Annotated in this window: 24 protein-coding genes; 15 read left to right on the top strand and 9 right to left on the bottom strand. The window is 42.5% G+C overall.

The annotated features are described in order from the left end of the window. Nucleotides 1–37 precede the first annotated feature (37 nt). From MB380_RS16405 to MB380_RS16395, 3 genes are all read left to right on the top strand, one after another. Entirely contained in the window at nucleotides 38–1,303 is a 1,266-nt protein-coding gene (locus MB380_RS16405; protein ID WP_253527747.1) for a hypothetical protein, read from the top strand. Between the two features lie 65 nt (nucleotides 1,304–1,368). Then, nucleotides 1,369–1,773, top strand: coding sequence for an energy transducer TonB (locus tag MB380_RS16400; RefSeq protein WP_253527744.1), 405 nt, complete (start codon nucleotides 1,369–1,371; stop codon nucleotides 1,771–1,773). Next, nucleotides 1,773–3,587 (top strand): TonB family protein, encoded by a 1,815-nt coding sequence (locus MB380_RS16395; protein WP_253527741.1) that lies wholly within the window; start codon nucleotides 1,773–1,775, stop codon nucleotides 3,585–3,587. The genes MB380_RS16400 and MB380_RS16395 overlap by 1 nt, the downstream gene beginning before the upstream one ends. A 4-nt stretch (nucleotides 3,588–3,591) precedes the next feature. Here MB380_RS16395 and MB380_RS16390 read toward each other — a convergent pair whose 3' ends face one another. After that, on the bottom strand, nucleotides 3,592–5,376 hold the full coding sequence (locus MB380_RS16390; RefSeq protein ID WP_253527724.1) for an ABC transporter ATP-binding protein: 1,785 nt from the start codon (nucleotides 5,374–5,376) through the stop codon (nucleotides 3,592–3,594). 145 nt (nucleotides 5,377–5,521) lie between these two features. Here MB380_RS16390 and MB380_RS16385 point away from each other — a divergent pair, with 145 nt between their 5' ends. Then, nucleotides 5,522–6,148, top strand: coding sequence for a peptidoglycan DD-metalloendopeptidase family protein (locus MB380_RS16385; protein WP_253527721.1), 627 nt, complete (start codon nucleotides 5,522–5,524; stop codon nucleotides 6,146–6,148). A 135-nt stretch (nucleotides 6,149–6,283) separates the two neighbouring features. On the opposite strand, the gene MB380_RS16380 is transcribed toward MB380_RS16385, so the two are convergent. The 3 genes from MB380_RS16380 to MB380_RS16370 all read right to left on the bottom strand — a co-directional run bounded on the left by MB380_RS16380 (nucleotide 6,284) and on the right by MB380_RS16370 (nucleotide 9,173). Then, nucleotides 6,284–7,618 (bottom strand): ABC transporter permease, encoded by a 1,335-nt coding sequence (locus MB380_RS16380; protein WP_253527718.1) that lies wholly within the window; start codon nucleotides 7,616–7,618, stop codon nucleotides 6,284–6,286. Between the two features lie 44 nt (nucleotides 7,619–7,662). Beyond that, complete coding sequence (locus MB380_RS16375) at nucleotides 7,663–8,577, bottom strand: ABC transporter ATP-binding protein (RefSeq protein WP_253527715.1); 915 nt, start codon at nucleotides 8,575–8,577, stop codon at nucleotides 7,663–7,665. A gap of 167 nt (nucleotides 8,578–8,744) precedes the next feature. Next, complete coding sequence (locus tag MB380_RS16370) at nucleotides 8,745–9,173, bottom strand: hypothetical protein (protein ID WP_253527665.1); 429 nt, start codon at nucleotides 9,171–9,173, stop codon at nucleotides 8,745–8,747. 199 nt (nucleotides 9,174–9,372) lie between these two features. Here MB380_RS16370 and MB380_RS16365 point away from each other — a divergent pair, with 199 nt between their 5' ends. Together MB380_RS16365 and MB380_RS16360 are read left to right on the top strand one after the other, a co-directional pair. Further along, nucleotides 9,373–11,934 (top strand): transglycosylase domain-containing protein, encoded by a 2,562-nt coding sequence (locus MB380_RS16365; protein ID WP_253527662.1) that lies wholly within the window; start codon nucleotides 9,373–9,375, stop codon nucleotides 11,932–11,934. Between the two features lie 101 nt (nucleotides 11,935–12,035). Beyond that, the gene (locus MB380_RS16360; RefSeq protein WP_253527659.1) at nucleotides 12,036–12,386 is read left to right on the top strand and encodes a LytTR family DNA-binding domain-containing protein; all 351 of its coding nucleotides are present in this window, start codon (nucleotides 12,036–12,038) and stop codon (nucleotides 12,384–12,386) included. On the opposite strand, the gene MB380_RS16355 is transcribed toward MB380_RS16360, so the two are convergent. Next, nucleotides 12,387–12,818: a DUF4440 domain-containing protein gene (locus tag MB380_RS16355; protein ID WP_253527645.1), complete on the bottom strand. Its 432-nt coding sequence runs from the start codon at nucleotides 12,816–12,818 to the stop codon at nucleotides 12,387–12,389. 100 nt (nucleotides 12,819–12,918) lie between these two features. Here MB380_RS16355 and MB380_RS16350 point away from each other — a divergent pair, with 100 nt between their 5' ends. Both MB380_RS16350 and MB380_RS16345 read left to right on the top strand, forming a co-directional pair. After that, nucleotides 12,919–13,788, top strand: coding sequence for a diacylglycerol kinase family protein (locus MB380_RS16350; RefSeq protein WP_253527642.1), 870 nt, complete (start codon nucleotides 12,919–12,921; stop codon nucleotides 13,786–13,788). Further along, nucleotides 13,785–14,123: a translation initiation factor gene (locus tag MB380_RS16345; RefSeq protein WP_253527625.1), complete on the top strand. Its 339-nt coding sequence runs from the start codon at nucleotides 13,785–13,787 to the stop codon at nucleotides 14,121–14,123. Before MB380_RS16350 ends, MB380_RS16345 begins: the two co-directional genes overlap by 4 nt. Here MB380_RS16345 and MB380_RS16340 read toward each other — a convergent pair. From MB380_RS16340 to MB380_RS16330, 3 genes are read right to left on the bottom strand one after another with little or no spacing between them, the layout of a single operon-like run. Beyond that, nucleotides 14,104–14,607 carry an MOSC domain-containing protein gene (locus tag MB380_RS16340; protein WP_253527622.1) on the bottom strand — a complete coding sequence of 168 codons (504 nt, stop codon included), beginning with the start codon at nucleotides 14,605–14,607 and terminating at the stop codon, nucleotides 14,104–14,106. The two genes, MB380_RS16345 and MB380_RS16340, sit on opposite strands and share 20 nt — an antisense overlap. A gap of 24 nt (nucleotides 14,608–14,631) precedes the next feature. Further along, on the bottom strand, nucleotides 14,632–15,291 hold the full coding sequence (gene nth / locus MB380_RS16335) for an endonuclease III (RefSeq protein ID WP_253527619.1): 660 nt from the start codon (nucleotides 15,289–15,291) through the stop codon (nucleotides 14,632–14,634). 58 nt (nucleotides 15,292–15,349) lie between these two features. Beyond that, nucleotides 15,350–16,453, bottom strand: a complete 1,104-nt coding sequence (locus tag MB380_RS16330) for a VWA domain-containing protein (RefSeq protein ID WP_253527617.1) — start codon at nucleotides 16,451–16,453, stop codon at nucleotides 15,350–15,352. Nucleotides 16,454–16,651: 198 nt separating this feature from the next. Between MB380_RS16330 and MB380_RS16325 the strand changes: the two genes are divergently transcribed. From MB380_RS16325 to MB380_RS16295, 7 genes are all read left to right on the top strand, one after another. Continuing rightward, nucleotides 16,652–18,574: a putative porin gene (locus MB380_RS16325; protein ID WP_253527615.1), complete on the top strand. Its 1,923-nt coding sequence runs from the start codon at nucleotides 16,652–16,654 to the stop codon at nucleotides 18,572–18,574. A gap of 131 nt (nucleotides 18,575–18,705) precedes the next feature. Further along, nucleotides 18,706–19,920: a glycosyltransferase gene (locus MB380_RS16320; RefSeq protein WP_253527614.1), complete on the top strand. Its 1,215-nt coding sequence runs from the start codon at nucleotides 18,706–18,708 to the stop codon at nucleotides 19,918–19,920. Nucleotides 19,921–19,947: 27 nt separating this feature from the next. After that, nucleotides 19,948–20,580: a 16S rRNA (guanine(527)-N(7))-methyltransferase RsmG gene (rsmG, locus tag MB380_RS16315; protein ID WP_253527611.1), complete on the top strand. Its 633-nt coding sequence runs from the start codon at nucleotides 19,948–19,950 to the stop codon at nucleotides 20,578–20,580. Between the two features lie 37 nt (nucleotides 20,581–20,617). Next, nucleotides 20,618–20,902 (top strand): hypothetical protein, encoded by a 285-nt coding sequence (locus MB380_RS16310; RefSeq protein ID WP_253527577.1) that lies wholly within the window; start codon nucleotides 20,618–20,620, stop codon nucleotides 20,900–20,902. 11 nt (nucleotides 20,903–20,913) lie between these two features. Beyond that, a complete protein-coding gene (locus MB380_RS16305; protein ID WP_253527574.1) occupies nucleotides 20,914–21,744 on the top strand; it encodes a S1 RNA-binding domain-containing protein in 831 nt (276 codons plus the stop codon). Nucleotides 21,745–21,760: 16 nt separating this feature from the next. Beyond that, a complete protein-coding gene (locus tag MB380_RS16300) occupies nucleotides 21,761–22,126 on the top strand; it encodes a Rid family detoxifying hydrolase (RefSeq protein WP_101725822.1) in 366 nt (121 codons plus the stop codon). A gap of 208 nt (nucleotides 22,127–22,334) precedes the next feature. Next, entirely contained in the window at nucleotides 22,335–24,566 is a 2,232-nt protein-coding gene (locus tag MB380_RS16295) for a T9SS type A sorting domain-containing protein (protein ID WP_253527571.1), read from the top strand. 113 nt (nucleotides 24,567–24,679) lie between these two features. On the opposite strand, the gene hemN is transcribed toward MB380_RS16295, so the two are convergent. Beyond that, nucleotides 24,680–26,029 carry an oxygen-independent coproporphyrinogen III oxidase gene (hemN, locus tag MB380_RS16290; RefSeq protein WP_253527532.1) on the bottom strand — a complete coding sequence of 450 codons (1,350 nt, stop codon included), beginning with the start codon at nucleotides 26,027–26,029 and terminating at the stop codon, nucleotides 24,680–24,682. Nucleotides 26,030–26,055: the final 26 nt, after the last annotated feature.

Raw genomic sequence — 26,055 nt, 5'->3', positions numbered from 1 at the left:
AAAAAGTGTTTATGTAAAACTTTTAACGTGGCATTATATGAGCGTACTTATCTACCTTCTGAAAGTCAATCTGGTATTGGCAGCTTTTTTTGCTTTTTATTGGGTTTTTCTTCGTAGAAATACCTTTTTTCAGGCTAATAGATTTTATCTGTTATTATCAGTGCTGGCGTCTTTCATGATGCCCGTTCTGAAGGTAAGGCATACCTATAATTTTGATGCCCCTTTACCACATACGCTTAACGAAATACCGACCGAATCACTAAAGGCGGTGGTATATCAGCCGGTTTTTCAGACAGCCCGAACCTTTACTTTTAACTGGATGGACCTGGTTACTGTGTTTTATCTGGTTGGGGCAGCCTATTTTTGTCTCAGGTTTATTGTGGCGCTGGTGAGTGTTTATATACTTCTACGCGAAAGCGAGCCAATAGGCAAGCCTGAAACCCGCAGCGGACAAAATTACTGGCTTTTGCGTACCAATAAATCTTATTCGTCATACTCGTTTTTTAATTTTCTGATTCTCAACCGTGACGACGTTTTTTATAACCGTGGCATTATTACAGACCACGAAGAGGTACATATTAGCCAGGGCCATAGCTGGGACATCTTCTTTATCGAAATCGCCCAGATTTTCTGCTGGTTTAATCCTATTCTGATACTTTATAAAAATTCGCTTCGTAAACTGCATGAGTTTCTGGCCGACAGCATAGTGGAAGGAGAAGAAAAAGTACCTTATGCCCAGTTTCTGTTCGAGTATAATTTCAGAGTGAATGCCAGTAACCTGGGCAATGATTTTTTCAGGGATTCGCTGCTAAAAGAGCGGATTCAGATGATGATGAAGGAGCGTAGCCCCATTTGGTTAGCCGGTAAGTATATTTTTTTAATTCCGCTGATTGTGTGCATGGGTTATTTTGTGGTGGCACAAGATGTAAGAAGAGTAAAAGATTCTGACCTGACCCCGGCAGAGTTCAAAGGTGGTAACAAAGCCTTTGAAAAATACATTGCTGCTGAGTTTAAATATCCGGAAGGACCGTCTAAGGAAGGTGACATTTATGCGTCTTTTACGGTAGGCACCGATGGCGAGATAACCAATGTAGTGGTTGATAAAGGCATCAGGGCAGATTACAACGGCAGGGTTGGCAGCATACTGAAAGGCATGCCATACTGGATTCCGGCCGTAAAAAGAAAACAGGTGGTAGAATCGAGAGTTTTTATGAGGTTAACCCTTGGTAAGCATAATAAAATTGTGGTAACCCAGACCAACGAAAACGCAACACGGAAAAGTCAGGCTTTAACGGCTGAATGAGGGGTGCCTGGTGAAAGTCAATAACAGTATTCAAATATTAACAAATGTTCAACTATACAAATTTTATGAAAAAGCTATTTTTTATTTTAACTCTTGGCGTATTTTCTGCCACAGGTCTTTCTGCTCAAACCCAAAAGAATGAACCCCTTGCGCAGGTAGAACAAGTTGCCGAATACCCCGGAGGAATGAAAGGTCTGTTAGCGTTTGTGGGCACCCATCTTAAATATCCTAAAGCCGCTCGCGACAAGAATATTCAGGGGAAAGTGTTTATTAAATTAATTGTGGAAGAAGACGGAAGAATCAGCGAAACCGAGATTGTTAAAAGTCTGGGTTATGGTTGCGACGAAGAAGTTACCCGCGTGGTGAAGGCCATGCCCCGGTGGACACCCGGCCGCAACGGTAATACGACCGTCCGTTCTTCTCTTGTTTTGCCAATTATGTTTGCATTAGGAGAAAAAACATCAAAATAATGGATTTTTTATTTTATCTGGTTCAGGTTAATTTGTACTTTATTCTCTTTTACGGTTTTTATCGCCTAATACTTTTTGGCGAAACATTCCATAACCTGAACCGGTTCTATCTGGTTTTATCAGCGCTGTTATCATTCGGCATTCCGCTTTGGTACTCCGAATATGTGCAGTCGTGGTTTATAACCAGAGAAATCAATTTGGTTTTTTATAACTTGTACAACCCCTCAGTGATTGGTATTCATCCGGCTGACGGAATAAATTTTACATGGGGCGATGTACTAAAGTTACTCTATATTGCCGGTATCAGTCTTTTTACGGTGCGGCTATTGGTAACACTCATGCAGCTGATAGTTGTGCTTCGTAACAAGGATTTTGAGAAATTTACGGCGTTTTCGTTTTTTGGCTACAGCTTTGTTGACGAAACCCTGAAAAAACGAGATACTATTCTGGCTCATGAGCACGTACACATGCAGCAGCTTCATTCGGCCGATGTAATGCTTTTTGAGATTATCGCCATTCTGAACTGGTTCAACCCGGTGGTGTACTTATATAAAAGAGATATTAAGCACATACACGAGTTTATTGCTGATGAGGTTGCTTCACAAAGCGAATCTTCAAAGGCCGACTACGCCCTGCTTCTTTTTACGCAGGAGTTCGGCTTGCAGCCCGATTACCTCACCAATCGTTTTTTTACGCACTCAACCCTAAAGCGCCGGATACAGATGCTTAGTAAGCCACGCTCTCGCAAGATTATGTTGTTGAAATACGGTATGTCTGTGCCTTTGTTTATTCTTATGCTTGTGCTGTCTTCGGCTACTATTGCCAAAAATGAAATGCTTGAAATTGTAGAGGTAAATTTCTCGGGTCTTAAAAATAGCAGCGTAAGTTTAAACCCACTGGCAACGCCTCAAATTGGTATTACAGAAACTAAAAATTTAGAAGTAAGCGGCAAGGTAATTTCAAAGTCTGGCGGCATGGGGTTACCCGGAGTAAGTGTTTTGGTTGTTAACGCCAACCACGGAACCATTACCGATGCAGAGGGGAAATACAGAATCAACGTGGCTGAAAACGATACACTACAGTTTAGCATGGCAGGTTTTGAAACATTGGTTGTGCCTGTAGCAGCTAAAAATGTAATTGATGTTGTATTGAAAGAAAAAGCTCTTGCCAATATTGCCCTTGCAGAAGTAGAAATAAGTAAGCCCCAAACAACCACAGTTTTAACCGATGACCAGATTTTTGATGTTGTAGATGAGCATCCTGAATATCCCGGTGGTTTAAAAGCCATGTATGAGTTTATATCTGGTAATCTCCGCTATCCTATTGAAGCCCAGCGCAAGAATGTTTCCGGTAAAGTGTTTATTAAATTTGTGGTGCATACTGATGGCACCATCAGCGACTTTAAAGTGCTGAAAGGCATTGGCTATGGTTGTGAAGAAGAGGCAATCAGGGTGATATCGCAAATGCCCCGCTGGAAACCCGGCAAAGTAAATGGCAAACCGGTTAATGTAATATTTACCATGCCAATTAGTTTTGTAACTGAGGCAAAGCCGGATATGAAAATGGTGATTAGTTTGCCAGCCAGAGACAATTCAGGCCAACTGAAGTTAAGCGGACTGGAATCAGACAAAGATGTTTTGTTTGTTCTGGATGGCAAAGTAACAAATAAAGACGAACTGGCCAGAATAAACCACAATGATATAAGCGAAATAAGTGTTTTAAAAGACCAGCTGGCCATAAACAGTTACGGTAAGCGCGCCAAAGATGGTGCCGTAATTATACACACCATAGGTTATGCCGAACTGAAAAAGTAATGGCTTATTGATTATCATCTCTGGTTTGCAGGTGTTCCTGGTGTTTCCAAAGTTCCTGAAAAATTGTGCTGTGCTCTTTCAGGTTGGTAAAAGTTCCTTCGTCTGCAATGCGGCCATTCTGTAAAATATATACGTAGTCAAACCTGGTAAGCAGGTGAAGGCGGTGTAATGACGACAAAACGGCCTTGTCTTTGAATTCCTTAAATAGTTTGTTATAAATCTGCACTTCTGTTTTGGGGTCAACGCTACTGGTTGGCTCGTCTAGCAGCACTATTTCGCTCAGACGCGCCGCCAGCACACCCCGAGCCAGTGCCAGCCGCTGTTTTTGTCCTCCAGACAGGTTCACACCTTTTTCCTGTATGCTAGATTCCAGCCCCCGGGGCAGTTGCTGAATTACTTCCTTAAAGTGGGCCGTTTCACTTACCTTCATTATTTCTTCGGTTTCAAACGGCAGCCCCAGCGTAATGTTATAGGCAATGGTATTCTCAAAAATTTCCGGTTCTTGCGGAAACAGCGTAATGGTATCAGAAATTATAGCCAGCGAATCAGTTTCCACCCCGTCAACAGAAACCTTTACATCGGGTTCTGAGTCATACAATCCTCTCAGCAATTTCAGCAAGGTACTTTTACCGCTGCCGCTTTCACCAATAAAAGCTATCTTTTTGCCTCGCTCAATGCTGATATTCAGATTATGCAGGCTGTGAGCAACTTTGTTGGCTTCGTAAACTTCATTATGAGAGAAATTAAGGCCTTCAATTGTTATTTTTTTCCAGTCGGCTGGTAATGAGTTTTCGTCATCCGGCCTATGGTGTGTTGTATAGGCCGCACCTATGGTTCGGGCGGTCTGTACATCGGTGTTATACTGCACAATGTTGGTGTATTGCCAGGCTACATCATGAAAAACGCTGGTAAACTGAATAACATAGCCTAATAAAGTTACCAAACCGCCAATATAAAAAGGCTGGCCGGGTGTATAGTGCTGGTAAACGTACCCCACTGCAATAACGCAGTATATGAGCGTTACCAGTGTGTCGGCCACAAACCATTTCCACTCGTTGATACGTACATTACGCCTGAACGGAGGCAGTACTTCAAAAACCTTTTTCATCAGGCTGTTTTCCATTCGTTTTTCAAGGCGCAGGGTAATAACGGTAATAATATTGGAAAGACTATCAAAAAGTGTCGACGATACCACGTGTTCTTTCTCATTGGTTTCGTCAAGCGCTTTAATGAATGGTTTGTCAAATTTAAAAATTACCCAGATAGTGAGAATACCCAACAGAACCCCGACACCCCCAAAAAGCGGAGAAAAGTAAAGCATGGCGCCAAAAGAAAACACAAACTTGAATATGGCATGCAGAAACATGAATCCATCCTGAAAGAAGTGTTTCAGGGCATCGTATGCTTTTCTGATTCGGTTAATGGTAGAGCCACTGTGGTTGTCCTGGTGCCAGCGGATAGGTAAATGCAGGGTCTGGTGGTAGAGTTCTTCCAGAAAATTACGGCTCAGGCTAAAGGCCAGGTCTCGCTCCATAATGCGGGCGGGGCCATGAAAACTCCACTCCAACAGTTTCAAAAACAAAAACAACCCGGCATACAACAAAACGTTGTTCCATATTTTAGAGCTGTCTTTCTGAATACTGTCAATAAACCAACCGTATAGCAGTGGGTTAAGCGCATTCATTACATTGGCCATTACAAAAAGGCTGTAGATGAAAACGTACTTTTTCTTTTCCTGACGGGCGTACTTCCAGGCGGTGCGCAGAAGTGATATATAGGGATTGTTCATGGGGTAATTCTAAACAACTGCAAATGACGCTATTTTTTAGATATTTTTATTTCAAAAGCGCTTTTTATTGAGTAAAACGTGCTTAATAAAGCATTTTTTTATTTTTAAGCCTTATCATTGCAATTCTATTCTGATTGAAACGCCCATGTCTAAAGTATTACGTATCGACTCGTTCGTCAGGCTTGATTTCACAGCCGCCAATACCGACTTAGCCACCCTTGACCTCGTAAATACAGCCGGTTTTTCTGAGTATGTTTTCAACCGTATTTATGCTGCCGGAGCACAAATGGGAATAGGCGGTTATATGGAAAACCGGGTTATTTACTGGCGCAGCAGCCATTTTATGAAGGCTGGTGAGGTGCCAAGAAATATACATCTGGGGGTAGACCTTTGGGCTAAAGCAGGTACCCCGGTTTATGCGCCATTAAGTGGCCGGGTGCACAGCTTTAAAAATAATGCCGGGTTTGGCGACTACGGGCCGACGATTATTCTGGAACATGAATATGAGGGTAAGCCATTGTTTACACTCTATGGGCATCTTTCTTTAAGATCTTTAGAAAATCTTTATGAAGGTAAGCCCATAACCGCTGATGAAAAGATTGGCGAAATAGGTAATTACCCTGATAATGGCGATTGGCCGCCACATTTGCATTTTCAGGTAATGACAGATATGCTGGGGCATAGTGGAGATTTCCCCGGGGTGTGTGCCGAAGAAGACAAAGCAAAATATGCTGCTATATGCCTGAACCCTGATTTTTTGCTTGGGTTTTAATAGCCGCTTGTACAAAAAATTTCCCGTAGGTAAGCTATTGCTATCCGCCCTACGGGAAATCGATTTTATATTAATTGAATTACGCTACCTGCTTTGAATAGCAGTGGCAAATTCAAGCCTGATAATGAATCTGTTTTAACCTTTATAAAATATCCATTTACCAATTTCTTTAAATGTTGGTTTTTTGCCAAACATAAGAATACCTACACGGTAAATACGGCCAGCCAGCCAGGTGGTGCCAATAAAGCCCGCGCTCAGAATAACCATTGACAGGATGATCTGCCAGGTTGGTACGCCGAATGGTATACGCACCATCATAATAATTGGTGAGGTAAACGGAATCATGGAGGTCCAGAATGCCAGGGCTCCATCCGGTTCACGTATTACAAACTGGGCTATGGCAATAGAGAATATAATAGGCATGGTAATAGGGAACATAAACTGCTGGACGTCCGTCTCGCTATCTACTGCCGAGCCGATAGCCCCAAACAAAGCACTGTACATGAGGTATCCGCCCAGGAAGTAGAAAATAAAACAAACCAGAATTGTAACCCAGGGAAGCGTTTGAATGGCATTCATTATTTTTACATAAGGGCTGCCACCGTTTGTTTCTTTTACAACCTGTTTTTCTATTTCTTGTGCCTGTGGCATCTTTTTAACCTGCTCCAGACGTTTTTCGGGCGAGGCTGAAAACTTCTCGCCGAACAATGAAGTTACAGCGGTTGTGATGGCAAACGTGAGCAGAATCCAGAGTGCAAACTGAGTAAGACCCACCAGCGCCACACCTATAATTTTACCCATCATCAATTCAAATGGTTTAATAGAAGAGATTATCACCTCAACAATACGGCTGGTTTTTTCTTCCATTACGCTACGCATTACCTGCACTCCAAAAATAAAAACGGTAATGTATATCAAAAAGGCACAAACATAGCCAATTACAGTTGCAGCCACCGAGCTGTTGCTTTTTTCTCCCTCGGCACTCAGGCTGATGGTCTCGCTGCTTACGTTCATTTTGGCATCTTCCAGCACTTTTTGCGTAATTCCGGCTTCGGTTAGTTTAATCGTTTCTATTTCACGCTCAATATTCTTTTCAATACCCCTTTGCAGCTCAATTGAAAGACTCTTTTCTGAAAAAATCTTTACGCCCCTGGGGTTAGTCATGATGTCGTTGGGTATAAAAACAAGGGCATCATAGCCACTTTTGGCAAAGCTTTTTTTGGCGTTTTCCAGCGCCTCTGCCGAAAAGGTATAATTCAGTTCTTCTGAATTCTTAAATTTTTCTTTGAACAGATTGCTCTGGTCAATTACCTCAATTTTTTTAAGGCTGATTGACGACATGGCCGTCCAGCCGATAATGCCGTAGAAGGCGGCTATCAACAGCGGGCCAAGGATGGTCATAACAATGAATGACTTCTTACGGACTCTCGTCAGGTATTCTCTTTTCAGAACCAGGAAAATATTCTTCATAGTTGTTTGTGCTTTTTGATTTAAAACAAAATCGGCCAGATGGTTTATTGCGGAATCTCGTTCACGGCAGCAATGAAGATATCGTTCATGCTTGGTATGTTCTCGCCAAAGGTGCGCAGTTCTACGTTGTCTATCAGTTGTCTTACCAGCTTGTTAACAGGTACTTCAGGTTTTAGTTTTAACGTAGACTTCTTGTAGTTGTCTTCAATGGTATGTGTCTCTAAAACTTCAAAGTCTTCAAACAGATTGTTAAGGTCGCCCATATACTCAACATTATACGTATGGGTTTTAAACTGTTCTTTGATTTCTTTCTTGGGCCCGTCTAAAACCTTGTGCGATTTATTGATAAGTGCTACGTTGTCGCAGAGTTCTTCAACCGATTCCATACGGTGAGTTGAAAATATAATGGTAGTGCCTTTCTTTTTCAGTTCAAGAATCTCGTCTTTTATGAGATTGGCATTGATGGGGTCAAAACCGGAGAAGGGTTCGTCGAGAATAATCAACTGTGGTTCGTGCAGCACGGTAGCCACAAACTGAATTTTCTGCTGCATACCTTTTGAGAGGTCTTCTACGTTTTTTGTCCACCAGGTCTTGATGTCAAACTTAATGAACCACTCTTTCAGCTTTTCCATGGCGTGCTTTTCAGACAAACCCTTTAGCTGCGCCAGATATAGGAGTTGCTCGCCGACTTTCATTTTTTTGTAAAGCCCGCGTTCTTCCGGCAGGTACCCGATTTGCTTGATGTGTTCAGGATGGAGTTTCTGTCCGTCAAACAACACATACCCTTCGTCGGGAGCAGTAATCTGATTAATAATACGTATCAGTGAGGTCTTTCCGGCTCCGTTGGGCCCTAGCAAGCCAAAGATTACGCCTTTCGGAACATTAATGCTTACATCGTTGAGAGCCGTGTGCTGGGCATAGCGTTTCACAACATTGTGTACTTCTAAAATGTTATTCACGGTTGGTTTATTTGGTTTAGTGGCTCAAAAATAATGGTCAATTCAAAAGTAATAAAGAAATATATATAAATGGACTTATTCATTCATGAAAGGCACAAAAAATAAAGAATCCATTAAGAATTCTTAATGGATTCAGACGTAAGGCATAATTAAAAATCCTTCTGAACTTATTTATAATAACTGCGTATCTGAAAAAGCAGATACCCGAAAAACAAAAAACTGAGAATGGCCTCAATAAATTGCAGATAGAATAAGTCTGCGGCCAGAGAAAACAGAAAAGCATAATAGTTGTAAACCCAGCCCTGACGCTGGCGTTTAAACATACCGCTAAGTGATAACAAATTGCAAATAAGGCCAAGGCAAACAAACAGCATGGCTAATGAGGCCAGTAAATGAGCAGAGAAGGCACTGAAAAGGCTGCCAATAGAATTAAGGCCTATACTGATAATATAGATGGGTATCATAAGCACAAGCAGCCACGGAATAACCTTTACCAGAAAGTCTTTCCAGGTAGCTGGTATCTGAAATGAGATAGATTGTGTAAACAGCGGCAGCAATTCTTTTTCAAGCGGTTTGTCGGCAGGTATCAGATTCATAATAATTGATAAGTTTTATGTGGATATACTCATCTTTAACAAGCATGCGCCTGGCTTTGTTGTAATTGCTTCGGCTTAAATGCATAAATAACCATGCTTTTTTACTAAATGGTTAAGTATCTAAAAAACCTTTTCGGTTTGTTTGATTATTTGCATCAGAATTTAGTTATTTGTTGGGTTTTCGGCGAAATATTTAAATATGGAAGAAAAAAATAGAAAACGCCTTGACAGGCAATTTTTGACAGACGCAGCAGCAAAAATCAGCGATTCCTGGGGATGGTTGTTAGATCAGGTTTATCGTTTATTGAGCAAAATATTTGGTGAAAAACGAATTGAATGGGTTGTAGCTACTTTTTATAAAGTAATTGATGACCTGAAAAGCGCGTTTCAGTCAAAATTTGACCAGGAGGGTCAGTACTTTTTGGTTATCAAGCGTATTTATAAAATTACGGCCCGAGTTGTTCTGTTTGTGCTGTTTTACTGGTTTTGTATTGAAACCAATTTTTTGTGGTTGTGTGGCGGTATGCCCAGTATAGAGCAACTGACTAACCCCAAAATTGCGCAGTCTTCTACTATTTATTCAAGCGATGGCGTTGAACTCGGCAAATTCTACACCGAAAACCGGCAGACAGTTGATAGCGCACAGATGTCGCCTTGGTTATTTAAAGCCCTTATTGCCACCGAAGACAAACGTTTTTTTGAACACTCAGGTATCGACTTACGGTCGATGGGCGGTGTAGCCGTTGGTATCTTTAGCGGTGGCGAGCGTGGGGGTGGTAGTACGGTATCTCAGCAATTGGCCAAAAACCTATATAATACACGCCGCAGCGAAATGCGCGGTTTGCTGTATTATGTGCCTGTGTTGCGCACCATTGTGTACAAAACCAAAGAGTGGTTTACGGCCATAAGGCTTGAAAGACGATTTACGAAAGGAGAAATTCTGACGATGTATCTGAATACTGTCGACTACGGAAATAATGCTTATGGTATCAGAACTGCCGCCCGTACGTATTTCAGTAAAGAGCCGGATAAGCTTACAGCCGAAGAAGCAGCCGTGCTGGTGGGGCTGCAAAAAGGTACTACTTTGTATAACCCGATCAGAAATCCTAAAAATGCTTTAAAACGCCGCAATACGGTTTTGCAGTTAATGGCCAATAACGGAGCATTAAGCAAGAAAGAAGCCGACGAACTTAGCAAAACAGATATTAAGCTGGTGGTAGATACAGAAATTGATGCCGACAGCCGTGGGAATTATTTTAAAACCGCGCTTGCCAGATATATTGAAAACTGGGCCAAAAATAATGAAATAGACCTTGATTTGTACAAAGATGGCCTGAAGATATATACCACTATTGACTCACGCATGCAAGACTACGCCGAAAATGCGGTGTCTAGCCACATGCGCCGTTTACAAAAGATTTTTGATACTGAGTGGAAAGGTAAAAACCCCTGGATATATGAGAACGGGCAGGAGATTCCGGGTTATATAGATACGGTAGCCAAACGAACACCAATTTACAAACGTCTGGTTCAGAAATTCGGTAATAATGCCGACTCGATACATTACTATATGTATGAAAAGAAAAAAATGACCAAGGTTTTTGTGTGGGGTAAAGAGGGTGCGTCAGAAGAAGATATGCTCATGAGCCCTATTGACTCAATTGTGCACTATAAACGTTTTTTACAGACTGGCATGATGGCCATGGACCCTTACAATGGTTATATTAAAGCCTGGGTTGGCGGCATAGACTATAATTATTTTAAATATGACCACGTTCGGCAGGGGCGTCGCCAGCCGGGGTCAACCTTTAAGCCATTTGTGTATGTATCGGCCATTGATGGCCCGCTGAATCTGTCGCCTTGCGACAGACGCGTTGACGAACCGTTTAAAAAAGAATGGATTGAAAAAGGCGAACCCAAAACCTGGGCTCCCAGAAATGCCGACGGCGTGTTTACTTATGCCAGTATGACTCTGCGACGAGCGATGGCCAAGTCAATTAACTCAATAGCCGCCAAACTTACCGACGAGGTAAAACCATCAACGGTGGTTTCGTACGCCCGCAAGCTGGGTATTACCACCCCGCTAGACCCTGTGGCCTCTATCGGGCTTGGGTCGTCAGACGTGTCATTATATGAACTGGTTGCTGCCTATGGTGTTTTTGCCAACGGCGGCGAATACGTTGAGCCTACCCTGGTAGCTAAAATAGAAGATGCAAAAGGCAAGGTTATCTTTGAAACCGAAATAAAGAAACGTGAGGTAATAAGCCCGGAGTCAGGATTTCTGATGCAATATATGCTACGCGGTGGTATAGAAGAGCCGGGGGGAACATCGCAGGGCTTGTGGGAATACAGCAGTGCCTTGTTTGCCAACGGCGGGCAGGCAGGCGGAAAAACCGGAACAACCTCTAACTATTCAGACGCCTGGTATATGGGCTTTACCAAAGACCTGGTTTGCGGCGTGTGGGTGGGAGGCGACGACCGAAGTATCCATTTCCGTTCGCGTATGGGTGAGGGCTCTCGTTCTGCGCTTCCTATTTTCGGTAAGTTTATGCAAAGCGTTTATACCGACAGAAAACTGGGGTATGTGCCGGGGCCATTTCCAAAACCAAGAGTAACAATCAACAAGAAATATCAGAATTGCGGAGGTGATATTGGCGGTATTCTGGAGTCTGATTCTTTAGATATCAACCCCGACACAACCAACACCATTCAGCAGGATGTGATTACGTTTCCGCCTAAAGATACCACCAAAAATAATTAAGCGGTGGTATCTTGATTATTTTAATAATTTTATTGGTTTTGTTACAACTATTGAGAGAAATTAGGAGTCTTTAAGATAAAAAGCTAAAAATCTCAATAACTATGGAAACAAATCTACACAAAAATGCCTCAATAAAACTGGCAGGAAAAAAGAAGGTAAATCCGGCACATGTTCTTTACCTGAAAGCAGATGTAAACTATACAGAAGTGTTTTTGCAGGACGGCGAAAAACTGCTGGTGTCAAAAACGCTGAAAGAACTGGAAAAGCGTTTCAGTTGCTATGATTTTTTCCGCACGCATAAATCGTACATGGTTAATTTAAACTTTGTAACGGGTTACCAGATACACGAAGGGCTGCTGGTGAAACTACAGGAAGACCACCAGGTGAGCCTTTCGCGCCGCAGAAAAGAAATTTTTCTGGATACAGTTTCCAAATTTATGAAAGCCGGCTGATTAACTGGTGTGGTCTGATACAATAAGCCATTTTCCTTTGATTTTTTTCATTATCAGCGTAAAATAACCTTCTGCATCTCCTTTCTCAGGGCGTGTAAGATGAAATTTGCCCAATACCCAGCAGGTTGTGGGTGAGTAAAACTCAGTTTTCTTAATATCAAACTTTAGCTTACCCATAGTGGCCAGGTCGGGGTATGTTTTGTTATAGCGCTCCAGCGTTGCTTTCCAGCCATATATTACCCCGTTTTTTCCGATAAACATCAGCGAGTCAGACTTCCAGTAATCTTCCATAAAAGCCCTGATGTCTCCTTTGTTCCAGTTTTCATTCTGGCGGCTCAGCACCTTTAAAACTTCCTGCCGATTTTTTTGATTTTGTGCCGATACCTGTAAAGACAGTAGAAGGCAAAACAGAGCTGCAATAATTGTTTTCATACCTTTGGTCGAGTAGTTTTTATAATGTTAGATACTTGGCAGACATTTTGCTGCCCTTGTTACTATATTTGCACTAAAATATAAATTTATTTTAATAATTGTGAACAGGCAGGAAATCTGGTTTGTGGTTAACCCGTTTTCGGGTAGGGTGAAGAACCATCAGAAGGTGGTGAATCTGATTGAAAGCCTTTTAGATAAACAAAGATATAAGCACCGTATTATTGAGACCCGTGCGGCTGGTCATGCTACCGATATAGCTGCCGAAGCTGCTGCTAAGGAGGTGCCCTATATAGTGGCTATGGGAGGCGACGGCACCGTGAACGAAACCGCAAAGGCATTGGTTGGCAGCGCGTCAGCCCTGGGTATTTTGCCTATGGGTTCTGGTAATGGGCTGGCTCGGGAGTTGGGCATTTCAATGAATGCCGTAAATGCTATTCAGCAATTGAATAATGCTTCTTTAAGAGCCATTGACACCTGCTATGCCAACGAAATGCCATTTTTTTGCACGGCCGGGCTGGGCTTTGATGCCCAATGCGCTTATGTATTTGCCGGAATGAAAGGCAGGGGGTTGATGAATTATGTAAAAGCGGGGTTTAGCGAGTTCTGGTCTTATAAGCCAGTGGCCTGCCTTTTTGGAGGAAATGAATATGAGGTGTTCAGTATCACTTTCGGTAATGCCAGGCAATTTGGCAATAACGCATATATAGCGCCCATTGCGCAGATAGACGACGGTTTTATTGACTGCACCCTCATTAGCCCTATGCCTTTGTGGGGGGTGCCGGGCATGGTAAACAGCTTGTTCAATCAAACCATACATGAGTCGGCCTATACTGAAAGCTACCGTAGCACCTTGTTCAGGTTAAAAGGTAAAGACCGATTGCTGATTCATTTTGACGGAGAACCCCGCCAACTGGGAACAGACGAATTAACGATATCTATTAAGCAGAAAAGTCTGCTGGTAATGACATGAAAAACAAGAAACAAAGAGAAGGGGTGGTGTACTCGACAGACCCTGACTTTACCTTTAACTTTGGCGAAGATGAAGAGCCGGAGACGCTGGCACCGCAACAGCAGAATCTGAAAATCTGGCTTGACAGAAAAGGCGGTAATAAAGTAGTAAGCCGTATAGATGGCGTGATAGCCAAAGATGATGACCTGCAAGCCTTAAAAAAGAAGCTACAGAATCTTTGTGGCAGCGGTGGTACGGCCAAAGACGGAGAAATTCTGATTCAGGGAGACCACCGGGATAAAATTCTGGCCTTTTTGTTGAAAGAGGGTTATAAAGCTAAAAAAGCAGGGGGCTGAACCCAGGCAATGGTTTTACTTGGTCGCCTGTTTTTATTCTTCCGCCTTTTACTACCATACAGGTAATTCCGCCGTGGCCTCTCATGGCATTGTACCCGCCGGTTCCCAGGGCTTCTTCCATCTGGCTGCAGGGATGGCAATAGCCTGTCATTTGCAGAATTGCTTCGCCAATCTGAAAAGCGGCATCGTTAAAGGCCAGCAGATTAATGCCCGATACCACAATGTTTCGGCGCAGCAGAGCCGGGTCAATGCGCTCTTTTTGTAGCAATCCGGCTACGGCGTCTATGTGTTCAGCCTGTATCAGTGTTACCTGTCTCTTGCGCGACGTCCCCCTGTATCTGTCGCCCACAATGCCCTGTTTTTCCGTTACTTCAATGCTGTCTGCAACTACCAGTGGTTTTCTGGAAGTAGGCCCGGGACGATAGCTAATCCATTCAACTTTGCCATGATGGGCAAAGGTCTGCATCAGTTTTTTAATTTCCATTGGCTAATATCAGGTATTTCTTTCTTAAAGCGATGGGGTCTTGAAATCTCCGGTTTCGTATGCCCTGCAAAAACTCTTCAGGTCGCACTCACCGCATTTGGGTGTTCTTGCAATGCAAATGTACCGGCCATGCAGAATAAGCCAGTGGTGGGCAACGGCAATTTTTTCTTCCGGCAGATACCTGACCAGTTCTTTTTCAACCATTAAAGGCGTTTTGGAGGTTTTAGGTACCAGCCCTAACCGGTGCGACACCCTGAACACGTGCGTGTCAACCGCTATTGCAGGTTGGTTATAAATAACCGACACAATTACATTGGCTGTTTTGCGTCCCACGCCCGGCATTTTTTGCAGGGCTTCAATGGTGTTGGGTACTTCAGAGTTAAACTCGTTTACCAATATACGCGCCATACCTACCAGATGCTTACTTTTGTTGTTAGGGTAGCTTACGGTTCTGATGTACTCAAACACTTCATCTGCTGTTGAAGCGGCAAGGCTCTCAGGTGTAGGGTATCGCTCAAACAACCTGGGGGTTATCATATTAATACGTTTGTCGGTACATTGGGCAGATAGTATAACGGCTACCAGTAATTCATAAGGGTTGCTGTAATGCAGTTCGGTTTCGGCCGTCGGATAATGTTCTGTAAAGTAAGAAACCAGCGCTTTATAGCGTTCTTTTGTTCTCATTCTATCAATTCAATTTTTAAACAATGGCCTAAAATAGATAAGAAAAGGCAAAAATCCTCTATTTTAGTTTTTTGCGGCGGTTTCTCTGGAAATCCTCCAGTACAAAACCACCCAACCCGTTCAGGTTACTGTAATAAGCCCTGCCATTATTTACCTCGGTAAATTGTTGCACAAACTGTTTAAGGTAGGGGTCTGAGGCGATCATAAAAGTAGTAACCGGAATATCCATCCGGCGAGCCTGTGCGGCCAGGGTAAGGGTTTTGTTTACAATTTTTCGGTCAAGGCCAAAGCTGTTTTTGTAGTATTTAATTCCCTCTTTCAGGCAGGTAGGTTTGCCGTCGGTAATCATAAACACCTGCTTGTTTTTGGTTTTTCTGCGGCGCAGCAAATCCATGGCTAGTTCAAGGCCTGCAACGGTGTTGGTATGATAAGGGCCAACTTCCAGGTACGGTATATCTTTCAGCTGTATCTGCCAGGCATCGTTGCCAAATACTAAAATATCAAGGGTATCTTTCGGATATTTGGTTCTGATTAACTCCGCCAATGCCAGCGCTACTTTTTTGGCAGGGGTAATGCGGTCTTCACCATAAAGAATCATAGAGTGAGAAATATCTATCATCAAAACGGTTGAGGTCTGTATTTTCGACTCCCTGTCTACCACTTCCAGGTCGCTTTCCAGCAACATAAAATCATCAATGCCGCTGTTTATCTGCGCGTTTTTAAGAGATTCTGTCATGCTGATTTGCTCAAGCGAATCGCCGAACTGAAATGCTCTTACATCGCTGCTCATCTCGTCGCCTGTGCCGGTGTAGGGGGTATGATGGCTGCCGCTCGACTTTGTTCTTTTCAGTTTGCCAAAAATCTCTTCTAAAGACTGCTTTCTTATTCCCTGCTCGCTTTTAGCTGTCATGCGGTATTGCTGCCCTTCCTGATTCTCTTCTGTTATGTAACCTTTTTGTTTCAGGTCTTCAATAAAATCAGCCATACCGTAGGTATCGTCAGTTAGTTGATACTGGCGGTCCAGGTCGCTCATATAACTTAGCGCCTGGCTAACGTCTCCTGCGGTTATTAGCAGCAATTGCTGAAAAATATTGAGCAGTTGCTCAAATTTGGTATTGCCCTTCATATCGGGCTTAAATTCTGAAAAACGGAAACCGGGCATGGCAATCTGAATGGGTTAAGATACTCTATTGGTAATAACGTTTTTTACCTGCTGAAAGTTTGGCAGAACAAACAATCATCAATTTTAAGAACTATTAAGAGTGGGCTTGTCTAAAATCCGAAGATTTGCCGTAAATTGCATCGATTTTATAGTAATTGGCGGCACATGAGCTTAAAAAAGATATACTCCACTGTTTTATTGACTTTTTTCTACGGCCTTTGCCATGCTCAAATCCTGGATGATTCAACCAGGCAGATTTACGGCCTGAAAACCACCCGCTTTGTACTGGAAGAAGATATCCTTAATAACCGTAAGACATATTATAATCCTGATTCAACGGTTGAGGGTTTCCATTTGTCTTTCGACAGGAATCTGCGTAGCGGCTGGCTGTATCAGGACCTGGGCCTGATTGGCTCCGCCATTAAACCCTTGTATTTTCAGCCGGCAGAAGAAATTGGCAAGCAACTGGGTTTTAATACCTACGGCTTTTATGCCTTTGATGCCCGCAAGGCCAAATATTACAATACTAAGTCGCCTTATACTAACATGCACTACGCGCAGTCGGGAGGGGGGATGCTCTACCTTGATTTCACGCATTCGCAGAATATTAAGCCAAGGCTAAATGCTACTTTTGATGTTAAACGCCTTACAACCTCTAAACAATACGGAGCCCCTACCACCCGGGAAGACCGGCTGGTAGATAGCTGGGCTGCCCTGGTAAGTGTTAATTATGAGTCAAAAGATGGCAGGTACACCGTTTTAGGCTCTTACAACCATTTTAATCATACACCAGTTGAGCAGGGAGGCATAAAGCCGCTTGTAGACAGCATAGGCTATGTAGAGGTTGGAGACCTGGGTAATTACCGGAGTTACCTGCCCAGAATAACCAGCGGCGTAGCCCGCGACTGGCGAAACGAATTTCATATTTATCAGCAATACCAGCTTTCAAATGGGTTTCAGGTGTATCATACCATTGATTACCAGCATCGAACCGATTATTATCATGATTACAGTTTCAAAGCTGATACCATTAATAAACGTACCTATTACCGACAATTACTGCCAACCAATGCAGATGCCCTCAGTGCTATTAAAGACACCCTGGCTTTAGCATTAAGATACAGGCTGATAGAAAACAAGGTCGGCATCAAGGGCATTTATCGTGGGTTTTCATACCGGCTGCATTTGAGGCACCGGCTATACAATCTGACGTCTGATTTTAACGATAATCTGAATGGGTATGCCACTTTCAGGCACAAATACAACCATGAGATAATTACAGGTGCGTGGGCGAATTACTTTTTTCCTGACAGCCTGAAACGTGCCTATGCTGAAATTGAGTTTGGTAATGTGCAAAGCAACCTGAATGTACGTATCAAGTCAGAATATATCGGCCCTCGTTTGAAGGCCGGCGTAACTATTCTTTCTATACCTGCTACCATTCTGGATGAATATCTCATTAATAACGACGGAAACTGGTACAGGGCCAGCAGCACTGCCTTAAGCACCGGTTCAACCCGGCTTTTAAATCAGAATTCCTCCAACTTCTATGCTTCCACTGCCATCGGGTCTAAAAGATTAACGGTGTCGCCGGCGGCCTATTTATCTTTGGTAGATAACTACCTGTATTATGACAAAAACGCGCAGGTGCAGCAACTGTCGGCGCCTGTATATATAGCCAGAGCAGGCCTTGGACTGGAGTACCGCTGGAAACGGTTAACCATTGCCAACCAGATTTACCTGGCTGCTACCGATAAAAAAGATTATGTGCGTATGCCTGTTATTGCCAACAATACCACCATTACGCACGACTTTGTTTATGCCAAAAAACTGCATATCAATCTGGGTGCGGATATTTATTATCGTTCGGCGTATCTGGCAGACAACTACATGCCTCTTAACCGTCAGTTTTACCTGCAGGATGCCGCCACCGGACGAAAAGCCTGGGGGTATCCGGTAGTAGACTTGTTCGCCAATCTTAAAATAAGTAAGGTTCGCGTTTTTCTTAAGTTTGCTCATGCCAATCAGGGTTTCCCGGCACAGGGATATTTTGTGGGGTCGGTGTATCCTGGTATGAGACGCACTTTCTTTTTAGGCGCCAACTGGCCTTTGTTCGACTAAAAACTGCTATTTACCCTGTTTATTAGGAGCTTAAGAGTGAAATCGTATTTGATTTATTTATTTTTAGCTAAGAAACTGTTCAATTAAAGAATTTGTATCTTTGCATACTTTAAAACCTAAACTCTTGATTCATGGTGTTTTGGCAGTATTTACTACCGATTCTCTTTTTCTCGGCTGTTGTTGTCCAACTCGTTTTCATTCTTGGGGTGTTTACACGTCTGGCTTCACACGTTGATACAGAACCCGAAACTAATGAAATCGGCAAACCCGGTGTGTCAATTGTTGTAGCTGCCTGGAACGAACTGGAGAATCTGAAAGAATTACTGCCATTGCTTGAAGCACAGGAGTATCCGGACTTTGAGGTGATTGTGGCCGATGACCGCTCTCATGACGGTACTTACGACTATCTGCTTTTCAATGAGGGGGTGTATTCAAAAGTTAATTTTGTAAGAATTGAGTCTTTGCCTTCGCACTTTACAGCCAAGAAATTTGCTGTAACGATGGGTATCAAGAAGGCATCAAAAGAAATAATTCTGCTGACAGATGCCGACTGCCGCCCAACCAGCAACCGCTGGATTGATCTGATGGTGGCACAAATGACAGGTGATAAAAAAATTGTACTTGGGTTTTCTCCTTACAGTTACGACAGCTCAGGACTTAATTCGCTTATTCGTTACGAGACTTTTCAGACCGCCCTTCAATACCTTTCTTTTGCCCTTGCCGGAATACCCTACATGGGTGTTGGCAGAAACCTGATGTACAGAAAAGATTTATTCTGGGCAAGTAACGGTTTTGCGAGCCATCATGGCTTATTAAGCGGCGATGACGATTTGTTTGTAAATGAGGTGTCTGACAAACGGAATGTTGCCGTTTGTGTAAGTGAAGAAGCCCAGATGGTTTCGGAGCCTAAAAAGACTTGGAGTTCGTGGATTCAACAAAAGCGCAGGCACTTATCAGTTGGCAAACGCTATAAGCTCAGAGATAAACTATTACTTGGCCTCATAGCTATGAGCCACATGCTTTGCTGGTTTATGCTTGTGCCTGTAATATTGCTTAAGCCTGATTGGTTTGTAGCGCCTGAGTGGTCTAGAATACCCGCAGAATGGCTTGAAAAATATAATTATCAGGACTTTTACCTTTTTTCTGACTGGATGCGCCTGATAGCCGGAGTGTTTTTTTACTGGTTATTGGTTAGATGGATTGTGCTGGCCAGAATAAATAAAAAGCTCAGTTACACCATCCGCTCATTTAAGATACCTTATTATGACTTGCTATACGCGGTATATTATTTAATCTTCGGTGTTGTTACTGTTTTCTCGAACCCTAAAAAAATTAAGTGGAGATAAGAAAACTTTTTCTAATTGCCTTTTGCCATGCCCTCAGACATAACTTTAATAACCAGATATTTTCCTAAAATCACTGACTCTCAAAGGGCTCAGTTTGAACAATTACAGGATCTATACACTTTCTGGAACAGCCAGATAAATGTAATATCGAGACAAGACATTGAAAATCTGTACGAAAAACACATTCTGCATTCGCTGGGCATTGCCAAAGTGATTCAGTTTAAGCCCGGTACCGAAATTCTGGATGTTGGTACAGGAGGAGGCTTTCCGGGTATTCCTTTGGCTATTTTATTCCCCGACAGCCAGTTTCATCTGGTAGATTCAATCGGGAAAAAAATAAAAGTGGTTACCGAGGTAGCCGCGGCACTGGGCCTGAAAAATCTGACAGCCCAGCACGAAAGAGCCGAAAACGTGGCCAGCGATTTTGATTTTATTGTAAGCAGAGCTGTTACAAGGCTTAAACCCTTTTATGGCTGGGTGCAGAACAAAGTAACCCGAAACCAGTTTAATGAATTAAGAAACGGGATTCTGTACCTGAAAGGGGGAGACCTGGATGAAGAGCTGGCAGAGTTTGGTGGTAAATATATGCTCTATAACTTGTCTGATTATTTTGAGGAAGAGTTTTTTGAAACCAAAAAAGTAGTTTACGTGCCGTTTTAAACCGGGTGTCGGGCTACTATTTAAACGAACCAATACCATGAATGAACGCTTTACGGCCAGTAGTTTTAGAAACCCTTTGTTGCCTGACGAAGTTATTTTCAGCGAAAAGGGGGTTACTTTTAAGGAGAAAAAGGTTCTTAGCAGTAGCGAGAGTTTTGTTTTTTATAACGACATAGCCGGTGTTGAGATTGACTCAGGCGTGTTTTTTGCAACTATCAGAATTAAAGCCCGTGCCAGAGAGCAGGAAATTATTGTAGAGAACTTTACAAAAGATGATGCCCGCACCATTAAAGAACTGATTGTGGCGCGCGCATTTAACTAAGCAACATATACATGCTCAATTTAGGTGTTAAAAATACTTTAAGGATTCTGAGAGGTACAAGTGTAGGAATGTATCTGGGAGATAAGGACGGCAACGATGTTTTGCTTCCGAAAAAATATATTCCGGATGATGTGATTGTGGGCGATGACATTGAGGTGTTTATTTATAAGGATTCTGAAGATCGTATTATTGCCACTACACTTGAGCCCAAAGTAAAACTCAACGAATTTGCCTATTTACAGGTAATGGCTGTTACAGGCATCGGGGCATTTCTGGACTGGGGTCTTGAAAAAGACCTGTTTGTGCCCTTTAAAGAGCAGAATAGAAAGCTGGAGGTAGGCGACTGGAGCGCCGTTTATGTTTATCTGGATGAAGACACCGAAAGACTGGTGGGTTCTTGTAAGGTAAACCGGTTTTTTGAAAAAGAAAACATTGAACTGGAAGAAGGGCAGGAAGTAGACCTGCTGGTTTTTGAAGAAACCAACCTGGGCCTGAATGTGGTTATTGACCAGAAATACAAAGGCCTTATTTATGAAAATGAGGTTTTTCAGCGTATAAAACTGGGTAGTAAGGTGAAAGGCTTTATTAAGCAGTTAAGAGAAGACAGCCGTATTGATGTAAGCCTGCAAAAACAAGGGTATGCCAACGTAGAACCCAATGCAGAGCGGATTCTGGAAAAGTTGAAAGCCAGCGACGGGTTTCTGGACCTGACAGACAAGAGCGATGCCAACTATGTGATGTATCAGCTTGAGATGAGCAAGAAAACCTTTAAAAAAGCAATAGGAAGCCTGTATAAACAACGATTAATTAGAATAGAAGAAGACGGTATTTATCTGGTCTGAAATTAAAATTGACTATATGAAACAGATTATTTTTACTGAGAAAGCGCCCGCTGCCATAGGGCCATACAGCCAGGCAGTGCTGGCAGGAGACACCTTGTATATGTCGGGGCAGATAGCCCTTGAGCTGGCAGCAGCAGGAGACGTGCGTGCAGAAGCTGCAAAGATTATGGAGAACATCGGGCATATTTTAGCAGAAGCCGGAATGGACTACACGAATATAGTAAAATCAAGCATTTTTCTTAAGAATATGGACGATTTCGCCGTTATCAATGAAGTCTACGGCAGCTACTTTAAGGCAGATCCGCCAGCCAGAGAAACGGTGCAGGTTGCCCGTTTACCTAAAGATGTAAACGTTGAAATATCAGTTATTGCAGTCAGGTAAAATTTAATAATTTTTTCATCTGAGGGTAACTGCTATTATATTGGCAGGCATTCGGGTGATAACGGTATGGTTTGTTTCAAAGGCTTGAAACAATTCCCAACCGTAAAATAATTTTCGCCGGTAACAATTAGACTTAAATCAATAAATTATTATATATTTACGTCAAAGAAAATCCTCCCATTTATACTAAAACTAAAATAGTTTGGCTATGAGAAAAAATTACTTTCTATCTCTATTATTGTTGATGTTTGCTTTTTGGAACGTTGAGGCAAAAGGTAGAGAATTTTCAGGAAGTGCTCCTGCGGTTGCCGATTCAGTAAATCCTTTGAATACTTCAACTAATTTGGTTAAGACATTTGTACCTGGTTCGGGGTCTCAACTGGATGTGGGTTGGAAAACAAATAATACTGAATCCGTTAAGTATCAGATTGCTTTCTCAACCGACGGCGTGAACTTTAACTATTTCACAACTGAGGCTTTCACAACGTATGGTGCCTACCATTTTAATGGTCTTATCCCCAATAAGAAATACTGGTTTTCAGTACGTGCAGCCAAAGATACACTGTATGCGCACACACGCTTTGCTACCTGTGCAACAGATTCTATCCGTACGGGTGTACCGAACGACAGCCTTCACAGATATTCTTGCTGGTCGCCGCTTTTTGCAGTAACCACCATGCAGGAATTACCAGTAGCGCCGAGCATAGTAGGTGTAGCCGATGGCTGGACACAAACTACTGCAACCATTGTTTTCAAGGATGTTTCTGATAACGAAAACAAGTTTATCATTAAACGTAGTATGAATGACGGCCCATGGACTGACGTGGCCTTTATAAATACCCCTGATAGTACAGGTAAAGAATATAATGTTACCTATGTTGATAATACCTTAATGCAAAATTCCAAAGTCCAGTATCAGGTAGCATCATGGAATAGAACAGGGTTTTCACCTACTGCAACTTTCGGACCGGTTTTCTTTACATTGCCTTATCCTCCGCAAGCTCCAATTCTGTTGATTTCGCCCTATCAGACTTTGAATGAGGTTCGTCTTGAATGGACAAACCGCGATCCAATCGTTTGGGATTTCCAGGTTGAACGTTCAGTAAATAATACAGATTGGTCTATTATTGCCACCGGTGTGCCCTTTTACGCACCTTTCTATAATGACCTTGATGCATGGGAAGGTACCACTTATTACTACCGTGTAAGAGGCAGAAACAGAGGCGGATTAGGTGAGGCTTCAATTCCATTGAAAGTTACTACCCCGGCGAGAGTGGGTCCTCCTGCGCCGCTAGGTCTGAAAGGTAAAAGCATTACGCCTAACAGAGTAGATTTAACCTGGAAAAACCCAACGTTTGGTCCTTATGAAATACCAAAACAAATTATGGTGTATCGTTCGGCAACAGGTGCTGGTGAAGGTTATACTCAATTAGCTACTCTTGCGCCATCAGATACTTCATATACAGATAACACTACTTTACCTAAAGTAACTTACTGGTATAAAGTAATGGCATCTAATGATCAGGGCCCATCACCTTATTCAAATATAGTATCTCTATTAACCTTAGGACCTCCAACGGCGCCATCAGGTTTAGAGTCTGAAAAGAGCGTTGATAATCTTGGTTACAATAATATAAAAGTTAAATGGGTTGATAATTCAAACGATGAAGAATTCTTCGTTCTTGAAAGAGCTCAAGATAACACCTTTACTATTGACCTTACCATTATGAAGGTACTTGCCAATAAAACTGATGTACTGAGTATACCGATTGAAGAAGGTGTAACTTATTATTTCAGAGTAAAGTCTACCAACCAATATGGTGAATCAAGTTATTCAAGTGTTTCTTCTGTAGAAACGGTTTATACCATGGCACCAAACAAACCTTACGCTTTGAAAGCAACTGCCAGCTCTGCTACTAAAGTAGCTTTGAAATGGGGTGATGACTCAAACAAAGAAGAGAATTTTGTTGTGGAGCGTTCGGTAGATGGTACTGCGTTTACTGGTTTAGTTACACTGGGTCGTAATACTACTACCTTTACTGACTCAACAGTAACTGCCAATAAGAAATTCTGGTACCGTGTGAAAGCCGTTAACAATAAAGGTAACTCAGACTATTCAGATGTTGCCTCTGTAACAACACCGGCAGCTTCTGCTGCTGTAGTAGCCGTGGCGGCGGTGTCAACAAGTACTGCTGACAACTGGGTGGTTTATCCTAACCCAACTAATGACGCGGTTAAATTGGTTATACCTGAAGCTATGCAGAATAACGCTGTTGTGATAACGGTAATTGATAAAATGAACAGAGAAGTTATTAAAACCAAGATTGATGCCCGTCAGAAAGAGCATATCCTTGATTTGAGTAACTTTGTAGAGGGTACTTATACAATCAGTATCCGTACTGCCGATAAACAGGTTACGAAACGTGTTTATAAGTACTGAGAATATTAAATGGGAATATAAAATTAAAGCCGGGCTTCTGAGAAGTCCGGCTTTAATTTTATATTTATGTTTCAGATTCCTGATTCATTAATAAATGTCTGTGAATTAAATCATCAGATGGCCTTTGAGAATGTTTTGCTTAGTGGCTGGCCCGCACTGCTGATGTACTTATCAAAAACGGTGCATACGTTTCTGATAAACGTTTTGCCTTCTGCAGTTACTTTAACTTTATTATCTTCTAAAAGTATAATGCCATCGTTTTTCAATGCCAGCAATTGTTCTATCTGGTGTTGGTCTAAATCATCGAACGAAAACTCAGTTTCAAAGCGGCACATCAGGTTTTGTATGTAGTTTCTCCAGAGCATATCTTCATCTGTCTGAATGTGGCCTCTGAGCAATGGAAAAATGTTGTTTTTTGTCAGATGAATGTACTCATCAAGACTTTTGGTGTTTTGCGAAAGGGCTGTCCAGCTATCACTGATGGCTGATACGCCCAGGCCCAACATGCATTTAGACTGTGTGGTCGTATAACCCATAAAGTTGCGGTTAAGCAAACCTTCTTCTCCGGCTTTAAAAAGCGAGTCGCTTGGCAGGGCAAAGTGATCCATGCCTATTTCGTGGTAGCCGTTTTCTTCAAAGATGGCGCGGCCCAGTTCATAGAGCTGGCGTTTAGTTGTAGCGCTGGGCAGGTTGTTTTCATCAAAACCTCTCTGGCCGTTACCTTTTAACCAGGGCACATGGGCGTATGAGTATAAAGAAAGGCGGTCTGGGGCGAGCTCCAGGGTTTTTCTGATGGTTTTTTCAAACTGCTCTACATTTTGAAAAGGAAGGCCAAAAACGAGGTCATGGCTGATAGAGGTATAGCCTATCTTGCGTGCCAGTTCGGTTACTTTCTTTACGTTTTCGAATGGTTGCAGGCGGTTAATAGCTACCTGTACGGTGTGGTCGTAGTCTTGCACACCGAAACTAACCCTCCGGAAACCTAAATCATACAAGGTTTGCAGGTGGGTTTCGCTGGTATTGTTGGGGTGGCCTTCAAAACTGAATTCTGCCGTTGGGCTTACTTTAGAACCCGATAAGATGCCTTCAATGAGTTCTTTCAGGTTTTCGGCAGAGAAAAAGCTGGGTGTACCACCGCCCAGGTGAATTTCTTCAATGAGAGGTGCTTCTCTCAGCAGATTGCGGTACAGGTTCCATTCTTTCAGAACAGCCTCAATATAAGGAACCTCAAACTGATGATTGAGCGTAATGCGTTTATGGCAGGCACAAAAAGTGCATAGGCTTTCGCAAAATGGAAGATGAATATATAGACTTAGTTTCTTCTGATTTTTATAGCTTTTTATGAAGCTTTCTTTCCATTGGGCTTCGGTAAAATTGCTGTTGTCCCAATAAGGAACTGTCGGATAACTGGTATATCGCGGTGCAGAAGTGTTGTATTTTTCAATAAGTGCTGACTGTATCATCTCATCTTTTTTTTGTAAACAAAGGT

It is taken from the genome of Emticicia sp. 21SJ11W-3 (assembly GCF_024138715.1).
GTDB lineage: Bacteria > Bacteroidota > Bacteroidia > Cytophagales > Spirosomataceae > Emticicia > Emticicia fluvialis.
This window is presented reverse-complemented; position numbering and strand designations above follow the sequence as displayed.